Origin of the sequence: Chryseobacterium sp. CFS15, from assembly GCF_031118795.1 — a bacterium.
Classification (GTDB): domain Bacteria; phylum Bacteroidota; class Bacteroidia; order Flavobacteriales; family Weeksellaceae; genus Chryseobacterium; species Chryseobacterium indoltheticum.
The window spans coordinates 81,138-99,376 of sequence record NZ_JAVHYL010000008.1; the positions used below are offsets into that span (position 1 = coordinate 81,138).

Annotated in this window: 17 protein-coding genes; 16 read left to right on the forward strand and 1 reads right to left on the reverse strand. The window is 34.3% G+C overall.

Annotation, left to right across the window (positions count from 1 at the left end; all coding sequences use genetic code 11):
• Window positions 1-81 precede the first annotated feature (81 nt).
• The 8 genes from aceB (at window position 82) to OH814_RS13635 (ending at window position 7,521) form a co-directional block, all read left to right on the forward strand.
• A complete protein-coding gene (aceB, locus tag OH814_RS13600) occupies window positions 82-1,656 on the forward strand; it encodes a malate synthase A (RefSeq protein ID WP_308828520.1) in 1,575 nt (524 codons plus the stop codon).
• Between the two features lie 125 nt (window positions 1,657-1,781).
• Window positions 1,782-3,062 carry an isocitrate lyase gene (gene aceA / locus OH814_RS13605; RefSeq protein ID WP_308828521.1) on the forward strand — a complete coding sequence of 427 codons (1,281 nt, stop codon included), beginning with the start codon at window positions 1,782-1,784 and terminating at the stop codon, window positions 3,060-3,062.
• Window positions 3,063-3,320: 258 nt separating this feature from the next.
• On the forward strand, window positions 3,321-3,704 hold the full coding sequence (locus OH814_RS13610; protein WP_308828522.1) for an acyl-CoA thioesterase: 384 nt from the start codon (window positions 3,321-3,323) through the stop codon (window positions 3,702-3,704).
• Between the two features lie 42 nt (window positions 3,705-3,746).
• Window positions 3,747-4,415: a Yip1 family protein gene (locus tag OH814_RS13615; RefSeq protein ID WP_308828523.1), complete on the forward strand. Its 669-nt coding sequence runs from the start codon at window positions 3,747-3,749 to the stop codon at window positions 4,413-4,415.
• 67 nt (window positions 4,416-4,482) lie between these two features.
• On the forward strand, window positions 4,483-4,926 hold the full coding sequence (locus tag OH814_RS13620) for a 6-carboxytetrahydropterin synthase (protein WP_066675476.1): 444 nt from the start codon (window positions 4,483-4,485) through the stop codon (window positions 4,924-4,926).
• Window positions 4,927-4,956: 30 nt separating this feature from the next.
• Complete coding sequence (locus OH814_RS13625) at window positions 4,957-5,733, forward strand: UDP-2,3-diacylglucosamine diphosphatase (RefSeq protein WP_308828524.1); 777 nt, start codon at window positions 4,957-4,959, stop codon at window positions 5,731-5,733.
• 195 nt (window positions 5,734-5,928) lie between these two features.
• A complete protein-coding gene (locus tag OH814_RS13630; RefSeq protein ID WP_308828525.1) occupies window positions 5,929-6,909 on the forward strand; it encodes an acyl transferase in 981 nt (326 codons plus the stop codon).
• Between the two features lie 66 nt (window positions 6,910-6,975).
• Window positions 6,976-7,521 carry a hypothetical protein gene (locus OH814_RS13635; RefSeq protein ID WP_308828526.1) on the forward strand — a complete coding sequence of 182 codons (546 nt, stop codon included), beginning with the start codon at window positions 6,976-6,978 and terminating at the stop codon, window positions 7,519-7,521.
• Window positions 7,522-7,567: 46 nt separating this feature from the next.
• Here OH814_RS13635 and aqpZ read toward each other — a convergent pair whose 3' ends face one another.
• A complete protein-coding gene (gene aqpZ, locus OH814_RS13640) occupies window positions 7,568-8,284 on the reverse strand; it encodes an aquaporin Z (protein ID WP_308828527.1) in 717 nt (238 codons plus the stop codon).
• A gap of 238 nt (window positions 8,285-8,522) precedes the next feature.
• Between aqpZ and OH814_RS13645 the strand changes: the two genes are divergently transcribed.
• The 8 genes from OH814_RS13645 (at window position 8,523) to OH814_RS13680 (ending at window position 18,197) form a co-directional block, all read left to right on the forward strand.
• Window positions 8,523-9,140: a DUF5715 family protein gene (locus OH814_RS13645; protein ID WP_308828528.1), complete on the forward strand. Its 618-nt coding sequence runs from the start codon at window positions 8,523-8,525 to the stop codon at window positions 9,138-9,140.
• Window positions 9,141-9,224: 84 nt separating this feature from the next.
• Window positions 9,225-9,965 carry a hypothetical protein gene (locus OH814_RS13650; RefSeq protein ID WP_308828529.1) on the forward strand — a complete coding sequence of 247 codons (741 nt, stop codon included), beginning with the start codon at window positions 9,225-9,227 and terminating at the stop codon, window positions 9,963-9,965.
• A 697-nt stretch (window positions 9,966-10,662) separates the two neighbouring features.
• A complete protein-coding gene (locus OH814_RS13655; RefSeq protein ID WP_308828530.1) occupies window positions 10,663-11,343 on the forward strand; it encodes an ATP-binding protein in 681 nt (226 codons plus the stop codon).
• Window positions 11,343-12,014 (forward strand): response regulator, encoded by a 672-nt coding sequence (locus OH814_RS13660; RefSeq protein WP_123886963.1) that lies wholly within the window; start codon window positions 11,343-11,345, stop codon window positions 12,012-12,014. The genes OH814_RS13655 and OH814_RS13660 overlap by 1 nt, the downstream gene beginning before the upstream one ends.
• 297 nt (window positions 12,015-12,311) lie before the next feature.
• Window positions 12,312-14,237 (forward strand): ABC-F family ATP-binding cassette domain-containing protein, encoded by a 1,926-nt coding sequence (locus OH814_RS13665; protein WP_308828531.1) that lies wholly within the window; start codon window positions 12,312-12,314, stop codon window positions 14,235-14,237.
• Window positions 14,238-14,520: 283 nt separating this feature from the next.
• Window positions 14,521-14,874 (forward strand): hypothetical protein, encoded by a 354-nt coding sequence (locus tag OH814_RS13670; protein ID WP_308828532.1) that lies wholly within the window; start codon window positions 14,521-14,523, stop codon window positions 14,872-14,874.
• A gap of 350 nt (window positions 14,875-15,224) precedes the next feature.
• Window positions 15,225-17,609: a TonB-dependent receptor gene (locus OH814_RS13675; RefSeq protein WP_308828533.1), complete on the forward strand. Its 2,385-nt coding sequence runs from the start codon at window positions 15,225-15,227 to the stop codon at window positions 17,607-17,609.
• Window positions 17,610-17,636: 27 nt separating this feature from the next.
• Entirely contained in the window at window positions 17,637-18,197 is a 561-nt protein-coding gene (locus tag OH814_RS13680; protein ID WP_115621291.1) for a hypothetical protein, read from the forward strand.
• Window positions 18,198-18,239 lie beyond the last annotated feature (42 nt).

The window sequence follows — 18,239 nt, forward strand, 5'->3', positions numbered from 1 at the left end:
TAAAATAAATTTAGCGAACGTTCGCTATATGTGAAAATTTTTATTTAGGTTTGTAATGTTGAATCAGAAAATCAATAGGTTATGAAAACAAAAACACAGTTAAAAATAAAGTCTCAACAGGAGTTTGAAGAAATTTTCACTAATGATCTAATCGATTTTTTGGTAGAGCTCCATCAAAATTTTAATCAAAAGAGAATTGATCTTTTAGAAGCAAGAAAAAAGACGCAACAGGAATTTGATCAAGGAATTCTTCCGAAGTTTTTACCTGAAACTAAAGAAATCAGAAACGGAAACTGGGTTTGTGCTCCGCTTCCGGAAGATTTGCTCGATAGAAGAGTAGAAATTACTGGACCAGTTGACCGAAAAATGATTATCAATGCTCTCAATTCTGGCGCGTCAACGTTTATGGCAGATTTTGAAGACAGCAATTCGCCAACCTGGAAGAATTGTATGGAAGGTCAAATCAATCTTTCGGATGCAATTAATCGAAGAATTGATTTTAAAAATGAACAGGGAAAATCTTATCATTTGAATGAGAAAACGGGTGTTTTGCTGGTTCGTCCGAGAGGTTTGCATTTAAATGAAAAACATGTTGAAATTAATGGTGAGCCAGCTTCTGCTTCGCTAATCGATTTTGGAATTTACTTTTTCAGAAATATAAAAAGGTTGCAGGAAAACGGAAGTGGAGCTTATTTTTATCTTCCAAAATTAGAACATTACAAAGAAGCCCGTTGGTGGAATGATGTTTTTATTTTTGCTCAAAATTATTTTCAAATTCCGAAAGGGGCTATTAAAGCTACAGTTTTAGTTGAAACAATTACGGCTTCTTTTCAGATCGACGAAATTTTATTTGAGTTAAAAGAACACAGTTCTGGTTTGAATTGCGGACGTTGGGATTATATTTTTTCATTCATTAAAAAATTCAGAAATCTTCCAGAGTTTATCGTTCCCGATCGTGATCAGGTAACTATGACTTCACCTTTTATGAGTGCTTATTCCAAAAGAGTAATTGAAATATGTCACAAAAGAAATGTTCACGCAATTGGCGGAATGGCGGCACAAATTCCTATTAAAAATGATTATGAGGCGAATAGCCAGGCTTTCGGAAAAGTAAGAAATGATAAAGAACGAGAAGTAAAGAACGGTCACGACGGGACTTGGGTGGCGCATCCGGCTTTGGTTTCAGTAGCGAAAGATATTTTTGATCAATTTATGCCAGAAAAAAATCAAATCGATAAAAAGTTTGAGTATCAAATTACTGAAAAAGATTTGCTGGAAATTCCAAAAGGTGAAATTACCGAAAAAGGAATTCGTAAAAACATCAATGTCGGAATTCTTTACATCGAATCCTGGTTAATGGGAGCTGGAGCAGCAGCTATTTATAGCCTAATGGAAGATGCCGCAACAGCAGAAATTTCGAGAACCCAAATCTGGCAATGGCTGAAAAATGAAGCGATATTAAATGATGACAGAACATTGACGAGAGAAATGATCCTTCAATGGGAATTTGAAGAATTGGAACGAATTGAAAGATATGTGGGTGAAGAACGTTTCAAAAATGGAAAATTTAATCTGGCAAAAGAGCTTTTTAACGAACTGATTTTCTGTGAAAACTTTGAAGAATTTTTAACCTTAAAAGCATATCCATTTATTTAAGTGGGAGAGTGAGTGAGTTTGAGGGTTGTAGTGTCTGAGTGTTTAAAGCGATTTAGGAGCTACTAACTAACTAACTAACTAACTAACTGTAATTAACATCAACAAATAATTGAATCATGAATAGTATGAAAACAAGACAAGATCAAATACAGGAAATAGAAAAAGACTGGCTGGAAAACCCACGTTGGAGCGGTGTACAAAGACCTTATACAGCGGAAGATGTTTTAAAGCTTCGTGGTTCTTACAAATTAGATTATACGATTGCGACTGAAATGTCAAAGAAATTTTGGGACAAATTAAATTCTCAGGATTTCGTTGCAGGATTGGGAGCATTAACAGGAAATCAAGCGGTACAGGAAGTTGACGCAGGTTTAGAAGCTATTTATCTTTCAGGATGGCAGGTTGCGGCAGATGCGAATTTATCTGGTGAAATGTATCCCGATCAATCGTTGTATCCTGCGAATTCGGTGCCTTCTGTAGTGAAAAAAATTAATAATGCTTTGTTGAGAGCTGACCAGATTCAATCGGTAAACGGAGGCGGAGAAAAAGAATATTTAGTTCCAATCATTGCCGATGCAGAAGCTGGTTTTGGCGGAAATCTAAATGCTTATGAATTAATGAAACAAATGATTGAAGCCGGCGCTGCGGCCGTACATTTTGAAGATCAGTTATCTTCTGCTAAAAAATGTGGTCATTTAGGCGGAAAAGTTTTGGTGCCGACTCAGGAAGCGATCAACAAATTGATTTCGGCTCGTTTGGCGGCTGATGTTTTGGATGTTCCAAGTTTAATTATTGCAAGAACAGATGCTGATGCTGCGGATTTACTGACTTCAGATATTGATGACAGAGATAAAAAATTTGTAACAGGCGAAAGAACTTCCGAAGGTTTTTATGTGGTGAAAAATGGAGTAGAACAGGGAATCGACAGAGGTTTATCATATGCTCCTTACGCAGATTTAATCTGGATGGAAACTTCAAATCCCGATCTTGAGCAGGCAAGACAATTTGCTGAAGGAATTCATGCCAAATTTCCGGGAAAAATGCTGGCTTATAATTGTTCGCCATCTTTCAACTGGGCAGCAAGACTGAGCGTTGAAGAAATGTTGAATTTCAGGGAAGAATTGGCGAAATTAGGCTATAAATTTCAGTTTATTACGCTGGCTGGTTTCCATGCATTGAATACGGCGATGTTTGAATTGGCTTTAGCATATAAAGAAAAAGGAATGGCTGGTTATTCTGAATTGCAGGAGCGGGAATTTGCTTTGCAGCAAAAAGGTTTCAGAGCGGTGAAACATCAGTCTTTTGTGGGGACGGGATATTTTGATGAGGTTCAGAATATTGTGACAAGCGGTTCTTCGGCCACCGTTGCGATGAAAGATTCTACAGAAACAGCACAGTTTCATTAAAAAAATTAGAGATAATTTGTTGGAAAAACGCAAAGGCGCAAAGCTTAATTGAATTATAACGTTTTATGGCGCAAGAAAATCCAAGATAAAATCTTTGCACATTAAAAGAAACGCTTTGTAGATTTCCTTGCGCCTTTGCGTTTTCCAACAGAAAAATATTAATAAGTTCCATTTTAAATAAATTTAGTTAATTGAAACCTTCTCTTTGAGGAGGTTTTTATATTTTATGCCTTATTTTTGAGTAAATTTTTGAAGAAGATGAGTTTGATTTTTGAAAAGCAAATAAAAATTACAGAAGAGTATATCGATTTAAATAATCACGTCAATAATGTGCAATATGTAAAATGGGTAGAAGAAATTGCCGCTGAACATTGGGATTCTGTAAAACATAAACTAGATTTCCCAGATGATATCTGGATGCTTCTCGATCATCATATTCAATACAAAAAGCAGGTTTATTTAGGAGATATAATTACAATAAAAACCTATCCCAAATCACCGGAAGGAATCCGGCAGCCCAGAAAAGTTGAGTTTTACTGCAATGATGTTTTGGTTGTCGATTCTCTTACGCTTTGGGTTTTTATTGATAAAAAAACGCAGAAAATTAAGAGGCTGGATGAGAATTGGCTGAGTTTACTTTGATTTTTGATAAATATGTTTATTTTCGTGCATCTATAAAACTACATGGAAACAAAATATACAGAAGATCATTTTGAAGAGTTCGAAAAGTACGATGTCCTTACCGATAAAGATATTTTTACAAAAATCTGGACTGAGCCAAGAAGGATTTTCAAATTTATAAATGATACTCAGTACGAAAAATATCTATACATTCTGATGATTTTTGCAGGCATGGTAAGAGCTTTTGATCGTGCCTCTTCAAAAGATTTGGGTGACCATTCTTCTATGTTTTCAATTGTTTTTGGTTGTGTGATTTTGGGAGGAATGTTGGGATGGATTTCCTACTACATTTATGCCGCGCTATTAAGCTGGACAGGCAAATGGCTAAACGGCGCAGGAAATACATCTTCAATTTACCGGATGATGGCTTATGCAATGATTCCTTCAATCATCGGATTGGTGTTTGTGTTTTTTCAGATTGCGGTTTATGGTCTCGGTTATTTTAAAAATAATTCAGATTATCTCGAATCCGGTATTGCGGGAAGTATCGTTTTTTGGATCTCATTTGCCATGGAAATTCTTTTATCACTTACATCTCTTGTTTTTACGGTGATCGGGCTTTCTGAGGTACAGAAATTTTCGATAGGAAAAGCAATCGTCAATCTTATTTTACCAATTGCTTTTATTGTGGTGCCGATTGTGCTTATCGTAGCTATTTCTATGGTGTTTTAGTTTAATTAAAAATAAAGACGAAGGAAAGGTTATTCGTTTAAATATTGAATTTCCTTATCTTTGTGCCATGATACGTATTACAAAAATTTTTACATTCGAAACTGCTCATGTTTTGTACAATTATGACGGAAAATGTAAAAATATGCACGGGCATTCTTATAAGCTTTTCGTCACTGTGAAAGGAAAACCTGTAAATGATCTTGAAAATCCTAAAAACGGAATGGTGGTAGATTTTGGCGATATTAAAGATATTGTAAAGTCTGAGATCGTTGATGTTTGGGATCATGCTGTTTTAATTAACGGAGTTTCTCCGCATAGAGAATTGGGTGAAGGTTTAGAAAACCAGGGTCATAAAGTGATCTACTGTACTTTTCAGCCAACCTGCGAAAATATGTTGTACGCCATCGCTGCAAAAGTAAAATCAAAACTTCCTGAAGGAATTTCTTTAGCATATCTTAAACTTCACGAAACCGAAAACTCTTACGGGGAATGGTTTGCAGAAGATAATTAATATTTTTTTACTGAATTTAAAATATAAAAGGTGCTTAAAACAACCATCAATTTAGAGCCTGGAAAAAAAGTATACTTTGCTTCGGATCAGCATTTTGGAGCTCCCAATCCTAAGGAGAGCAAAGTGCGTGAAGAAAAATTTATCCGATGGATGAATGAGATCAAAGAAGATGCTCAGGTTTTATTTTTGATGGGTGATCTCTTTGATTTTTGGCACGAATGGAATCACGTGATTCCAAAGGGTTATGTGCGTGTTCTCGGAAAAATTGCCGAGTTGAAGGATCGTGGTATTCAGGTTTATTTTTTTGTAGGAAACCATGATTTGTGGATGAAAGATTATCTTGAAGAAGAAATTGGCTGCACTGTTTTTTATAAAAAACAATATTTTGAAATTTCCGGGAAACAGTTTCTTCTGGCGCATGGTGATGGTTTGGGACCTGGAGATAAAGGGTATAAAAGAATGAAAAAAGTCTTTACAAATCCTGTTGCGCAGTGGTTTTTCAAATGGCTGCACCCAGATATTGCGATGAAGATTGCGTTATATATGTCGCAGAAAAACAAAATGATCTCAGGAGACGAAGACAAAGCTTTTTTGGGTGAGGATAAAGAGTTTTTAATTATCTATTCTAAAAAGAAGCTCGAAACAGAAAATATAGACTACTTTATTTATGGTCACCGTCATTTGCCGATGGTTTTAGATTTAGCTGAAAATTCAAAATACATCAATCTGGGAGACTGGATTTCCTATTTCACCTACGGAGTTTTCGAATACGACTTTCAATTGAAAACTTTTGAGAAAAAGGAATAAAAAAAATTACCCCATAAATGAGGTAATTTCCGAAATAAAGGTTTAAACCTTTATTACTAATCCATATTCCGGGGTTTCAATTGCAATAACCCGACCAAATCGTTAATATTAATATTAAAAAATAATTAAAAGCTATGCTTGTTATAATAAATGCTTCATTTTGAGCTAATAAGAGGTTTTAAAATATTTATATCATTGGAAAATATATTCGACATAAAGACAGAGCATGACTTTTTGGCTGCATCACTCAGGACATTTCGTTGTCAGTATGACAATATAGAAGTGTACAGAAAGTTTGTTGATTATCTGAAAATCAATCCGGAAGAAGTGAGAACTTTAGACAAGATTCCTTTTTTGCCTATCGAAATGTTCAAAAATCATCAGATTTTAGATAAAAACGTTTCAACTGATCTGTTTTTTCAGAGTTCAGGAACAACGCAGATGAATTTGTCTAAACATTTCATTGCCGACGAAAATATATATAAGGAAAGTATTTATAGAAGCTTTGAACAATTCATCGGAAAACCCGAAGATTTTATTTTTCTCGGATTGCTGCCAAGTTATCTCGAGAAACAGAACTCTTCGTTAATTTACATGGTTGATTTTTTAATGAAAAAATCGGGAAAACCTGAAAATGGATATTTCCTTTACAATCATGAAGATTTATTTAAACTTTTAAATGATCTAAAAGATAAAAAAGTCATTCTCTTCGGAGTTTCTTTTGCGCTTTTAGACTTTCTGGATTTCTGTAATTCAAACTTGCAAATACTCCGGTTTTCTAATACGCTTACTGTGATTGAAACCGGTGGAATGAAAGGCAGAAAAGAAGAAATGACCAAAGATGAATTATTGGTAATTTTGCAGGAAGGCTTTAAAACCGACAAAATTTATTCTGAATATTCTATGACCGAGCTTCTTTCGCAGGCATATTCTTTAGGACAAAACGAATATCAATGTCCAAACTGGATGCGCATTTTAATAAGAAATGTAGAAGATCCGTTTAGTTATGAAAAACATGGAAAAACCGGAGCGATTAATATCATCGATTTGGCAAATATTCACTCGTGTTCGTTTATTGCCACTCAGGATTTAGGGAAAATTGCAGGCGATAAATTTCAGGTTTTAGGAAGAATTGATCATTCAGATATTCGGGGTTGTAGTTTGTTGGTGAGCTGATTGGGTTGGAGGGTTTTTAGTGTGGGAGAATTTTAGAGTTTAATAATTGTTTCTTAAAAGTAATTGATGTTAAAAATAGAGGAACTGGTTCATGCTTATATTCATTCTCAATGTGATTTTGAGAAAGAAATTGTGTTGACCAACCATTTTCAGGCAGATTGGGAAGCGGATATTTTAGTGATTAATGCTGAAGGTTTCAGTCACGAAATAGAAATTAAATTGTCTAAAAGTGATTTTAAAAATGATTTTAAAAAATCATATGTTAATGCTTCGACCGGTGAGAAATTTCTAAAGCATGATAAGATTTGTTGCGGCGATTATATCTGCAATTCTTTCAGCTTTCTTTTGCCAATGGGAATGATTGAGCATTCTGCGATTCCTGAACATTGCGGAATTATTGAGTTTTATCATAATGTAGATTCTTGGGAAACCGAATTTTATTTAATCCGAAAACCTGTGAAAGTTCATCAAGATTCTTATTGGAATCTCACTGATAAAGATCTTTTTATAAGAAAAATGGCACTTAACCTATTATATAAAAAAATGGAGGTGAAAGGAAAACATGAAGAGCTGATCTTTAAAAATCCTTTTGAGATCAAGAAAGCAAAATAAAAATTCCTGCCAAAAAGACAGGAATTTATTTTTATATAGAAGTTTATTAATTTGCTGATTCTGGTTTTTCTATCATAAAATTATACGTAAAAGCTGCGAAAATCCCTCCTAAGACGGGAGCTGCAATGAATAGCCATAGCTGAGTAAGAGCTTCGCCACCAGCAAATATTGCCGGGCCGATACTTCTTGCCGGATTTACAGAAACTCCTGTTATTTTAATTCCAACAATATGAATTAAAACCAAAGAAAATCCAATTGCTAAGCCTGCAAATCCGCCATTGATATTTTTTGTGGAAGTTGATCCTAAAATTACCATCAAAAAGATGAAAGTGAAAACAAATTCTGCAACAAAAGCCGCAAGCGTATTGTACTGATCGAGGTAGCCTGTTCCCCAACCGTTGGATCCTAAAGCCCACGGTTTCATTTCTACGCCGGGATGATTGGTGAAAATAAGATAAAGAATACCTGCTCCAATAATGGCTCCTAAAATCTGAGCAATAACGTAGCGAACTGCTTCGCCCATTTTCATTCTTCCTGCTGCAACCATTGCGATAGAAATTGCAGGATTGATATGGCATCCCGAAATGTGGCCAATTGCATAAGCCATTGCCACAACACTTAGACCAAATGCGAAAGAAATTCCTAAAAGTCCTACTCCTGTAGTTCCGTCTGCACCTGCGATTACAGCGCTTCCGCAACCCATTAAGACCAAGACCATAGTGCCGAACATCTCAGCTACGAATTTTGAGGTTTTTGAAATCATCTCTTATTGTATTTTTATGATTAGTAAGCTAATTTACAAAAATAAATAATTCAATGATTTTTTATTTTAATTATTTATTATTACATAATATTGGATTTATTTTTGATGGTATTTATAGTAATTAACTTTTTTTAAGGTATTTTTTTTAATCGTAAAATAGTATGTCGTTGCATTAAATTAATATCTTTGAACGTAAGAAAGTCAATATTTATCCGTTTTACATTTTAAATGATATTTAATGAGGAAGTATCTATTTATAATCCCTTTATTTTTTAATCAAATTTTTCACAGTCAGCAATCCAAAAAAGTGCTGCCTTGCTATGATCTTTCTGAAGTGTTAAAAGTTGAGGCGACCCCTCTTTATAAGCCACATTTAGATGCTTCAAAAAGCTTTAATGTGAAATTATTGAAAACAACAGGCACGGTTCAGAAATACATCAACAGCGGAAAATTTCATTCAATTAAAAAATCAGGTAAAGGGTATAAAGTCCAGAAGCTAGATTACAGCAGAGCATGGATGGTTTCTAAAGGGAAATCTACATTAGAAAAGATTGGTGCCCGATTCAGTAAAGAAACAAAAGGCCATACTTTTACAGTTTCATCGATTACCAGAACATTGGAAGATCAATGTAGATTGAGAAGGGTGAATTCTAATGCAAGTTTGGGGATAAGTTCACACAATTACGGTAATTCATTCGATATTTCATATGTCAGATTTAATGGGGTTTTAAGGAATAACCCAAAAATGGAGGCTGCCTTAGAAAAAGTTTTAAAATACTATGTCAATGCAGGCCGTATTTATTATATTAAAGAAAAACAACAAAGCTGTTTTCATGTGACGGTGAGAAATTATTAAATAATTATTATTTATTCATGCAATGTTTGGATAGCTTAGGCAGATTCAATAATTTTATCGCTTAAACTAAAAAAACTTTTATCTATGCAAAACTTGAACAGAGAACAGTATACCACAGCAATGGAGGGATGGGTATATGCAAAGACAAATTTGAGAAGTCTTGAAGAGCTTTTTCCTGCAAATCATATATTTAATATCTCAACTGAGCAGGTAGACTGGCTCAGAAAAACAAATGCAAACAAAGAATTTTGTGCTGAAGTAGGTGTTGTTGAAGGTCGTTTAAGCATTATGCTCAGCGCACTGGATGAAAAAGGGAATAGAATAGCTGTTGGCGAAGTTCCTTATTCTGTTTTTGAACCTTTAAAGGAAGATATTACATTGACAGAAACTCAAACCTATTCTGTTGTAAAAAAAGTAGTGTTATCAAAAGATATGCGTAAGATCGATAATGATTCTGACATGTATTATCCAATTGCTAACAAACCAATCATGGAGCAGGATAAAGCAGTAGACTCAATTGAATCTTGGCAAAATAACGGGCAAGATTGGTTTTATGCAGAATATAAACAAAACGGAGGTAAAGGTATCTTTAATAAATTTTATGTTCCTGCGGATAAGATCTGTCATGGCGATCAACAATTCAGCTTTGTGTGTTCTTTTGGGTTAAAATATTCTGAGATCTATCAGAAGCAGCTTCCGGCACTTATATTTATTGGTGTGCATAATAACTTAGGCGGAAGTGTAGAAACAATTTCAAATACATATGACTATGCAAAGCCATGTCCTCCGATCTGTAAAATACCAGATTTTGGGATTGATGAATAATTGATAAAATGGTAGAATTTTACAAAACATTTTTGTTTATCAATTACGGACTACTTGTAGCCCTCATTTTTCTAATATTTTGGAAATTTACCATTCTAAATAGAAAAGAAAAACAATATACCTATTATATTGTTTTTCTTTTTTTAATTGAATTCTGCAGTTTTACGCTGCCGTACATATTAGAGTCAGATGACACTTCGTTTTTATATCATTTTTTTATTGCCGGAGAATTTTGGCTTTTAACAGGACTTTTTATTAGGAAGCTTAATTTAAATAAATTTTTTTTAATCCTCTCTGGGCTTTTATCGATCGGGTTTTTATTTGTTATTTATGGGTTGAAAATTAGTTTTAATTATGATTTGGCAAAAATTATTTCTAATCTGGCTATAATATGCCTTGTTGCTACATTTCTTATCCAGCAAATTAAATCAGGAAAAAATATAGATCGGTTTATTTTGGTTGATGCAAGTATCTTTTTTTATTATTCGGTTTCTGTGCTTATTTTTGTGGTATTGTCGCAATTCGTTAATTTGTCTACAGAAAGTGTTTATTTAATAATGGGAGTGAATAATGTTTTGTCAACTTTTCTTTATTGTTCAATCGTATATACCTTTTTAAAATTAAAGAAGTAACCTTAAATATCAATCTGCTTATTCTGATAATTGTAACACTTGCAATTATCGTGTTTTTTATATTGATGGCTTACAAAACTTTTGTAGACCGTATTATAAAAGAAAAAGAAGTGCAGAATTTAGCAGAAATTCAGCATCAGAAAAAGCTGGTTTTAGAAAATACCAAAGTGCAGGAAGAAGAGCGTAAAAGAATTGCGATTTCAGTGCATGATGATATAGGAAACAGATTAAACATTCTCTCTTTATGGTTGAATAATCTTGATATCGAAGATGATTCTACTTCTGAAGTTATTGCTAATCAGATTTCAGAATTGATAGACAGTACCAGAAATATTTCGCACTCGCTTTATCCTGTGAATTTAGAAAGATTAGGCTTGATTTTGTATATCGAAGAGCTGATTACCAATTTGTCGGCAAGAATCAGTATTTCACTTTTTGTTTCCCCAAAATATACCCAGAAAGATCTTTTCATAGAAGTTCAGATTTACCGGATAATACAGGAGTTTACAACAAACGTGATCAAACATTCAAGTGCAGATAAAATTGATATTCTCATTAAAGATTTTAAAGATTTTACAGGAATTGTTATCTTTGATAACGGACAGGGATTTGATTATGAAAAGGTGAAAAAAGGAATGGGAATCAAAAATATAGAATCAAGGCTACAGTCTATGGATGCCCAATTCAAATGGAAAAGTATCATAAATAAAGGAAGTCGATTAATATTTAAAATTCAGAAAAAATAATGAGCCACCATATAAAAATTGCCTTGGTTGATGATGAGCAGTTGATTCTTGAAGGAGTAAAAATGCTGTTGTCAAAAGAAAAAAACTTTTCGGTAACGATGATGGCAAATAACGGAAACCTATTTCTTGAGAATCTTGAGAAGTGTCCCACAGAAGATTTCCCGGATATTGCTTTAGTTGACGTTCAGATGCAGCCAATGAACGGTTTCGAACTGGTGGAGATTCTAAAAGACAAATATCCCGATCTTAAAATTATTATCCTTTCGTCCCATTACAAAACATCGGTTCTTGGCTATATGGTCAAATTGGGGGTTTCTGCTTTTCTGCCGAAAAATTCTGATAAAAAATTATTTATAGAAGCGATATCAAAAGTCTTCGAAAACGGCATTTTCTTTACGAATGAAGATCATGAGATGCTTCTTTCTTACATGAATAGTACTTCCAAAAAAAAGTCACTCTTTAGTATGGATGATGATCTTTCTGAGAGAGAAAAAGATGTCGTGAAGTTGATTTGCCAGGAGTTTACCAATCACGAGATTGCAGAAAAACTCTTTATCAGTCCGCGAACGGTAGAAAGTCACCGGCAAAGAGCTATCGAAAAAATTGGCGCTAAAAATACAGTTGGAATTGTGATTTACGCCATTGTGAACAATATTTATTCTCCAGCTTAAAAAAGATATTATCCGTATTTATACGGATTTTTATATTTGGGTATTTCTACTTATTATACTTTTTATTTTACTGCGTTATTTTGCTGTGCTTATTTTAACGGAGTTTTTTCTTTATTAATAAGTAAATACACCTGCTGAGTTTCTGAAATAAATTCTAGGCAAATGTTTTTAAAAATTTAGCGGGGAGCTGTCATTTTTGACGGCTCTTTTTTTATTTTCCTGTCATTCATTTCTTTTCCGTATTTTTGCACCCGAAAAAGATTCATATTCAATATTCACTTTTAATATTCATTTCAAATGCTTTCTGTTCAGGGTTTAGGATTACATCATTCAGGTAATTATTTATTTCAAAACGTAAATTTCACCATCAAAAAGGATGATAAAATTGGTTTGGTCGGTAAAAACGGAGCGGGGAAATCTACGCTTCTGAAGATGCTTTCCGGCGAAATTACTTTCTATGAAGGAAACGTAGTTCCTGAAGGAAATATTACCATCGGTTTCCTGAAGCAGGATCTTGATTTTGTGAAAGGAAGAACTGTCTGGAATGAAACCATGCAGGCTTTTGAGCAAATTAATGCATGGAAAGATGAATTGGAAGAAATAAATCATCAATTGACAGTAAGAACCGATTACGAAAGTGATTCTTATACAGATTTGATCAACAGAATGACAGATCTGAATGATCTTTTGATGCATCACGATGCCTATAATCTGGAAGGTGATATCGAAAAAGTTTTGTTTGGTTTAGGTTTTAAAGCGGATGATTTCCAAAAAATAACTGACGAATTTTCCGGAGGCTGGAGAATGAGAATCGAATTGGCAAAATTGCTGCTTCAGAAAAACGATTTGATGCTTCTCGATGAGCCTACCAATCACCTGGATATGGAATCTATCATCTGGTTAGAAAACTTTTTGAAAGATTACCCGGGAGGAATTCTTCTGGTAAGTCACGATAAACAGTTTATGACAGCAGTTTGTAACAGAACTTTTGACGTTAATAACAGAAAAGTAGACGATTATAAAGCCAATTATTCCAAATATTTGGTGATGCGTGAAGACCGTCGTGAAAAGCTGATTCAGGCTAAAAAGAATCAGGATGCGGAAATCAAGCAGATGGAAGATAACATCAACAAATTCCGTGCGAGTGCTACAAAAGCTTCTTTTGCGCAGTCTTTGATTAAAAAATTAGATAAAATAGAGCGTATTGAAGTGGATAACGAAGACGTTTCTAAATTCAATATCCGTTTCGTACAATCACAGGTTCCCGGAAAAGTTATTTTCGAAGCTGAAAATCTTGGAAAAGCGTATGGCGAAAAACAAATTTTTGATGATGTAGATTTTATCGTTCAAAGAGGCGACAGAATTGCTCTTCTTGGTCAAAACGGACAAGGGAAAACAACTCTGGCAAAAATTCTTTCAGGCGATATAAAAGATTATTCAGGAAGTTGGAATTTAGGCCATAACGTCAATATTGGTTACTTTGCTCAAAATCAGGAGGAAGTTTTAACGCCAAACAAAACCGTTCAGGAAGAAGCTGAAGATGCAGCAACCGAAGAAACAAGACCAAGAGTTAGAGATTTATTGGGATCTTTCCTTTTCCAAGGTGAAGCTGTAAATAAAAAGACAAAAGTACTTTCCGGAGGTGAAAGAAACCGTCTGGCTCTTTGTAAATTGCTTCTTCGTCCTTTCAACACATTGATTATGGATGAGCCTACCAATCACCTGGATATTCAGTCTAAAGAGATTATCAAATTGGCTTTACAGAAATTTGAAGGTACTTTAATTGTAATTTCTCACGATAGAGAATTTTTACAAGGGCTTTGTGACAAGATTTACGAATTCCGTGACGGTAAAATGAAAGAATTCTTAGGCGATATCAACGAATATCTTGTTTTCAGACAGAAAGAAAGCATTAGAGAAATTTCTGCAGAGAAGGCAAAACTTCACACGGATGATGTAAAGGCTAAGGTTGAGGTTAAAGTAGAACCAAAAGCTGATGTGCCATCGACAGTGATGGTAAGCAAAGAGCAAAAAAGTATTCAGAATAAACTAAAGAAAGTAGAAGAAAAAATTTCTGAACTGGAAACAGCAATAGAAAATTTCGAAGTGTCTTTCACCAAAGAAAATCCTTCTGAAGAAACGTTAGAAAAATACAATAAAACCAAAGAAGATCTCGACCTTGCATTGCAGGAATGGGAACATTTGGGAACACAATTGGATTAATTTCTAATTAAATACTAAAAAATATCCGTCTCATTTGTCATTCCGTAGGAATCTAAACTTTGATTTTTACAATTCAATCTCTAAAAATTCCGCATAGATTCCTACGAAATGACAAACAGGATGAAGAAAACAGTTAGTATTAAAGATGTCTGAGGTTCTCGAAGCGTCTCAAAATATTTTTTTGGGTGTTTTGTAACAAAACAGCATTCATTTCTACATATTATTCAAAGCATTTTAATAAAACTTTATCTAAGTTTTTAATTTATTTTTATAATTTTGCCCAATGATTTCTAAGAAAAGTAGACAATTAAAGAATTTTATCTCAAAGCTGATGCTTGGGATTTACTTCTTTGCGCTCTTTTCTTCAAGCTTTCACAGCCATGAGTCTGCAGATTTTAAGCATTTCAATCTTAAAAAAACTGAAAACTCTATTTCAAAAACTGATGAGAAAGAAAAAGCAGGCGACTGTTTGGCTTGTCACTTTTTAGCAACAGGAAATACTTTATTACCAGACGAATTTAGTTTCACGTTGATCAAACATACTCATGAGGTAGAGCAGGTTTTTGCTGTACAGGAAAAAATCTGGTCACAAACTAAATTTTCATTTCAACTTCGCGGACCTCCCGCAATTTCATAATCAATAGATTCTTTTTCGGATTTTTTTGCTTTAAATTTTTCAAATTTGAATAGTTTTAGCTGCATGATGTTATTTTAATTAAACTATACTTTTTAAACCGTTAAGGTAAATTTAGGAGTTAAGTTTCATTAAGAGAATCATATAGATTTTTTAGGTATCTCTTAAAAAGCTAAGCTGAATTTACTTATTCTAAAACTACTTCAATAAAATCTTAATGATTTAAAATTGAACGTAAAGGTTTACAGTTTCAAGTAAAAAATCCAATTCAAAATTTTTAACGGATGTATTTTTCATGTTATTCATTTATAATAATGAGTAGTTTGAAACATACCCAATCAATCTATTTTACAATGAAATTGATATATAGTGTACTGCTAATCCTATGCGGATTTGCAATAACAAACGCACAGAAAACTTACACGGTAGCGGGAACTGTTCAGGATTTTCACGATAAAACCATGCTTGAAAATGCAGTGGTAAAAATCGGAGATTTTACAGCCAATACCAATAAAAAAGGCGAGTTTTCATTTAAAAATATTCCTGCAGGAAATTATCAGCTCATTGCTAAACATGCTCTGTGTGATGATTATACTGAAAATGTAGGAGTCAACAGAGATTTGCATTTAGCAATTACTTTAGAGCACCATACGGGTGATATAGAAACCGTAACCATACACGGAAGCCACAAAACGAAAGGTTCTGTGATTATGCGAACACTTGATAAAACGGAAATCGAAAGAAATTCTACAGAAAACCTGGGGAATTTGTTATCAAAAATATCTGGAGTTACGGCACTTAAAACAGGTAATAATATCTCAAAACCTGTAATTCATGGTTTGTATGGAAGCCGAATTGCAATCGTGAACAATGGCGTGAAAATGGCGGAACAGGAGTGGGGTGTAGAGCATGCTCCCAATGTGGATGTAAATGATTTTGAGCACATCGATGTCGTGAAAGGTGCTTCTGCATTGAAGTATGGAAGCGATGCTGTCGGTGGAGCAGTAGTTTTGGAACCTGCAGTTTTGCCCAAAAGAGATACCATTATGGGAAATATAAAACTTTCCGGTATTTCTAATGGTAGAGGAGGTGAAATATCAGCGAATGTAGCTAAAACATGGACGAACCAATGGTTTGTAAAAACAGGCGGGAGTTATAAAAAGTTGGGAGATTTATACATTCCACATCACACGCTTCAAAATACAGGAGCTGAAATAAATTCTTTTAATTTCTCGTTTGGAAATCATGGTTTTATGCAGGGCTTCGACGTTTCATACAGCGGAATCAATCAGGAATTCGGGATTTTCAAAGGTGCGCATTTAGGAAATAATGTAGATTTCAGAAACGTCTTCAAGTTCGGACAGCCTTATTACCTTGATAATTTCAGTTATGATATTGTGAATCCTAAGCAGGAAGTTGAGCATCATATTGCAAAACTGTCGGCTTACAAACGTTTTGAAAACTTTGGAAAACTCAGCTTTCAATATAGTTTTCAGATGAATCGCCGTAAGGAATTTGATATCAGAAGAGGAGAGCTCAATGAACTTCCTTCGATGGATCTGCGGTTGATTACACATTCTGCCAGTCTTACCCATCTTTTAGAACGAGGAAACTGGAGCTTAGAAAGTGGTCTTTCGGCAGGTTTTCAGGATAATTACCCAAATCCTGCAACGAAAGCAAGACGTTTAATTCCTGATTATTATAAGTATGATGCAGGTGCTTTTTCTGTATTTAAATATAAATTCAGTTCAACGCTAAATGCAGAAGCCGGGGCGCGATATGATTTCAGTAGATATGATGCTTACAAATATTATGATGCAAAAGACTGGAACGAAAAATTTGCAAGTCGTTATCCCCAGTTCTTTGTACAGGAAGTCGACAGCCGAATTTTGACACGTCCTATCCTAGATTATCATAATTTTTCTGCCAATTTGGGATTCAATTATAAGCCCGATAATAATTTTGAATTTAAATTAAACTTCGCACGAGCAGACAGAACTCCGAACCCTGCGGAACTTTTCTCTGATGGGCTTCATCATTCTGCTGCAATTATCGAGGAAGGAGATTTATCTATTCAGAAAGAAACGGTTTATAATGCTAACCTTTCGATGATTGGGAAATTCAATGTTTTGAAAGGATTGCATGTTGAGGTGAATCCATATTACATGATTTCAGATAGTTTTATCAATCAGGTGCCAACAGGTATCGAATCTTCAAATAGAGGCGTTTTCCCGGTTTGGAGTTATCAGCAGATTAAAGCCAGAATTTTCGGAATTGATGCCGATGCGGAACTTAATATTCTTGATAATTTAAAATGGAATACGAGTTTTAGTGCATTAAAAGGAGATGATCTTACCCATGACGAGCCTTTGATCTTGATGATGCCGGCTAATCTGAGAAATGCGGTTGAGTTTAAACTGAACACACCCAAAAACTTCTATGTACGCTTGGAAAACGAAAGTGTGTTCAGACAGAAACGTTTCCCGATCAGAAATCAAAACCTTGATTTTATTGAAGATGGCACTACATTCAATGAAGAACTCGATCTCAGTACACCTCCTTCAGCTTACACATTATTCAATGCATCTGTAGGTGCAGACCTATTTAAAAATCTGAATCTAAATTTCAGAATCAATAACATTTTTAATACAGAGTATCGTGAATATCTTAACAGACTGAGATATTTTATGCCGGAATCCGGAAGAAACTTTATCGTTACTCTGAAATACAATTTCTAATTATTAATACTTAAAATTAAATTTAAAATGAAAAAATTATTCAACATAACACTATTACTTTTAGCTACAGTTTTTATCTTATCATGTAGAAACGGAGATGATGACATCCCGGAAGATATCCATGAGCATGACGAGATTGGTAAAGTGGTTTTAACATTGACCAATAAAGCCGATGCTGCAGATATTCAAACGGTAAACGTAATTGGCGGAGTTGCAGATGCTCACCTTCACTTGCATCAGGGAGATACCTATACTGCCGTACTGGATTTTCAGATCAAGCATGACGACCATTACCATTCTTCAGATGAAATTGTAGAAGAAAAAGATCATCATTTTATCACTTTTGCACCTGCAAATGCTGATATTGTTGTCTTGAGAGCTGCAGACGACATTGTAAGAACAGATGGAAACAAAATAGGGTTAAAAACAGAATGGACCATTAATTCTACACAATCTACAGGAAAAATGAATATTAAATTGATTCATGCGCCTACTTCTGTAAATCAAAACTATCCTTCTGCTACCAACCAGTTGGGGCAAACTCAGGGAGGCGAAAGTGATGTAGATATTACTGTTGATACACACTAAAAGTTAGCTCAGACAAATTTTTAATAGTATAAAAGACATTAT

Bases quoted from the DNA above. Each gene is read 5' to 3' on its own strand.
- OH814_RS13660 (WP_123886963.1), top strand. From the start codon at position 11,343: ATGAGCCACCATATAAAAATTGCCTTGGTTGATGATGAGCAGTTGATT.
- OH814_RS13670 (WP_308828532.1), top strand. From the start codon at position 14,521: ATGATTTCTAAGAAAAGTAGACAATTAAAGAATTTTATCTCAAAGCTG.
- OH814_RS13680 (WP_115621291.1), top strand. From the start codon at position 17,637: ATGAAAAAATTATTCAACATAACACTATTACTTTTAGCTACAGTTTTT.
- aceA (WP_308828521.1), top strand. From the start codon at position 1,782: ATGAAAACAAGACAAGATCAAATACAGGAAATAGAAAAAGACTGGCTG.
- OH814_RS13655 (WP_308828530.1), top strand. From the start codon at position 10,663: ATGGCTTACAAAACTTTTGTAGACCGTATTATAAAAGAAAAAGAAGTG.
- OH814_RS13645 (WP_308828528.1), top strand. From the start codon at position 8,523: ATGAGGAAGTATCTATTTATAATCCCTTTATTTTTTAATCAAATTTTT.
- aqpZ (WP_308828527.1), bottom strand. From the start codon at position 8,284: ATGATTTCAAAAACCTCAAAATTCGTAGCTGAGATGTTCGGCACTATG.
- OH814_RS13650 (WP_308828529.1), top strand. From the start codon at position 9,225: ATGCAAAACTTGAACAGAGAACAGTATACCACAGCAATGGAGGGATGG.
- OH814_RS13635 (WP_308828526.1), top strand. From the start codon at position 6,976: ATGTTAAAAATAGAGGAACTGGTTCATGCTTATATTCATTCTCAATGT.
- OH814_RS13620 (WP_066675476.1), top strand. From the start codon at position 4,483: ATGATACGTATTACAAAAATTTTTACATTCGAAACTGCTCATGTTTTG.
- OH814_RS13665 (WP_308828531.1), top strand. From the start codon at position 12,312: ATGCTTTCTGTTCAGGGTTTAGGATTACATCATTCAGGTAATTATTTA.
- OH814_RS13610 (WP_308828522.1), top strand. From the start codon at position 3,321: ATGAGTTTGATTTTTGAAAAGCAAATAAAAATTACAGAAGAGTATATC.
- OH814_RS13615 (WP_308828523.1), top strand. From the start codon at position 3,747: ATGGAAACAAAATATACAGAAGATCATTTTGAAGAGTTCGAAAAGTAC.
- aceB (WP_308828520.1), top strand. From the start codon at position 82: ATGAAAACAAAAACACAGTTAAAAATAAAGTCTCAACAGGAGTTTGAA.
- OH814_RS13675 (WP_308828533.1), top strand. From the start codon at position 15,225: ATGAAATTGATATATAGTGTACTGCTAATCCTATGCGGATTTGCAATA.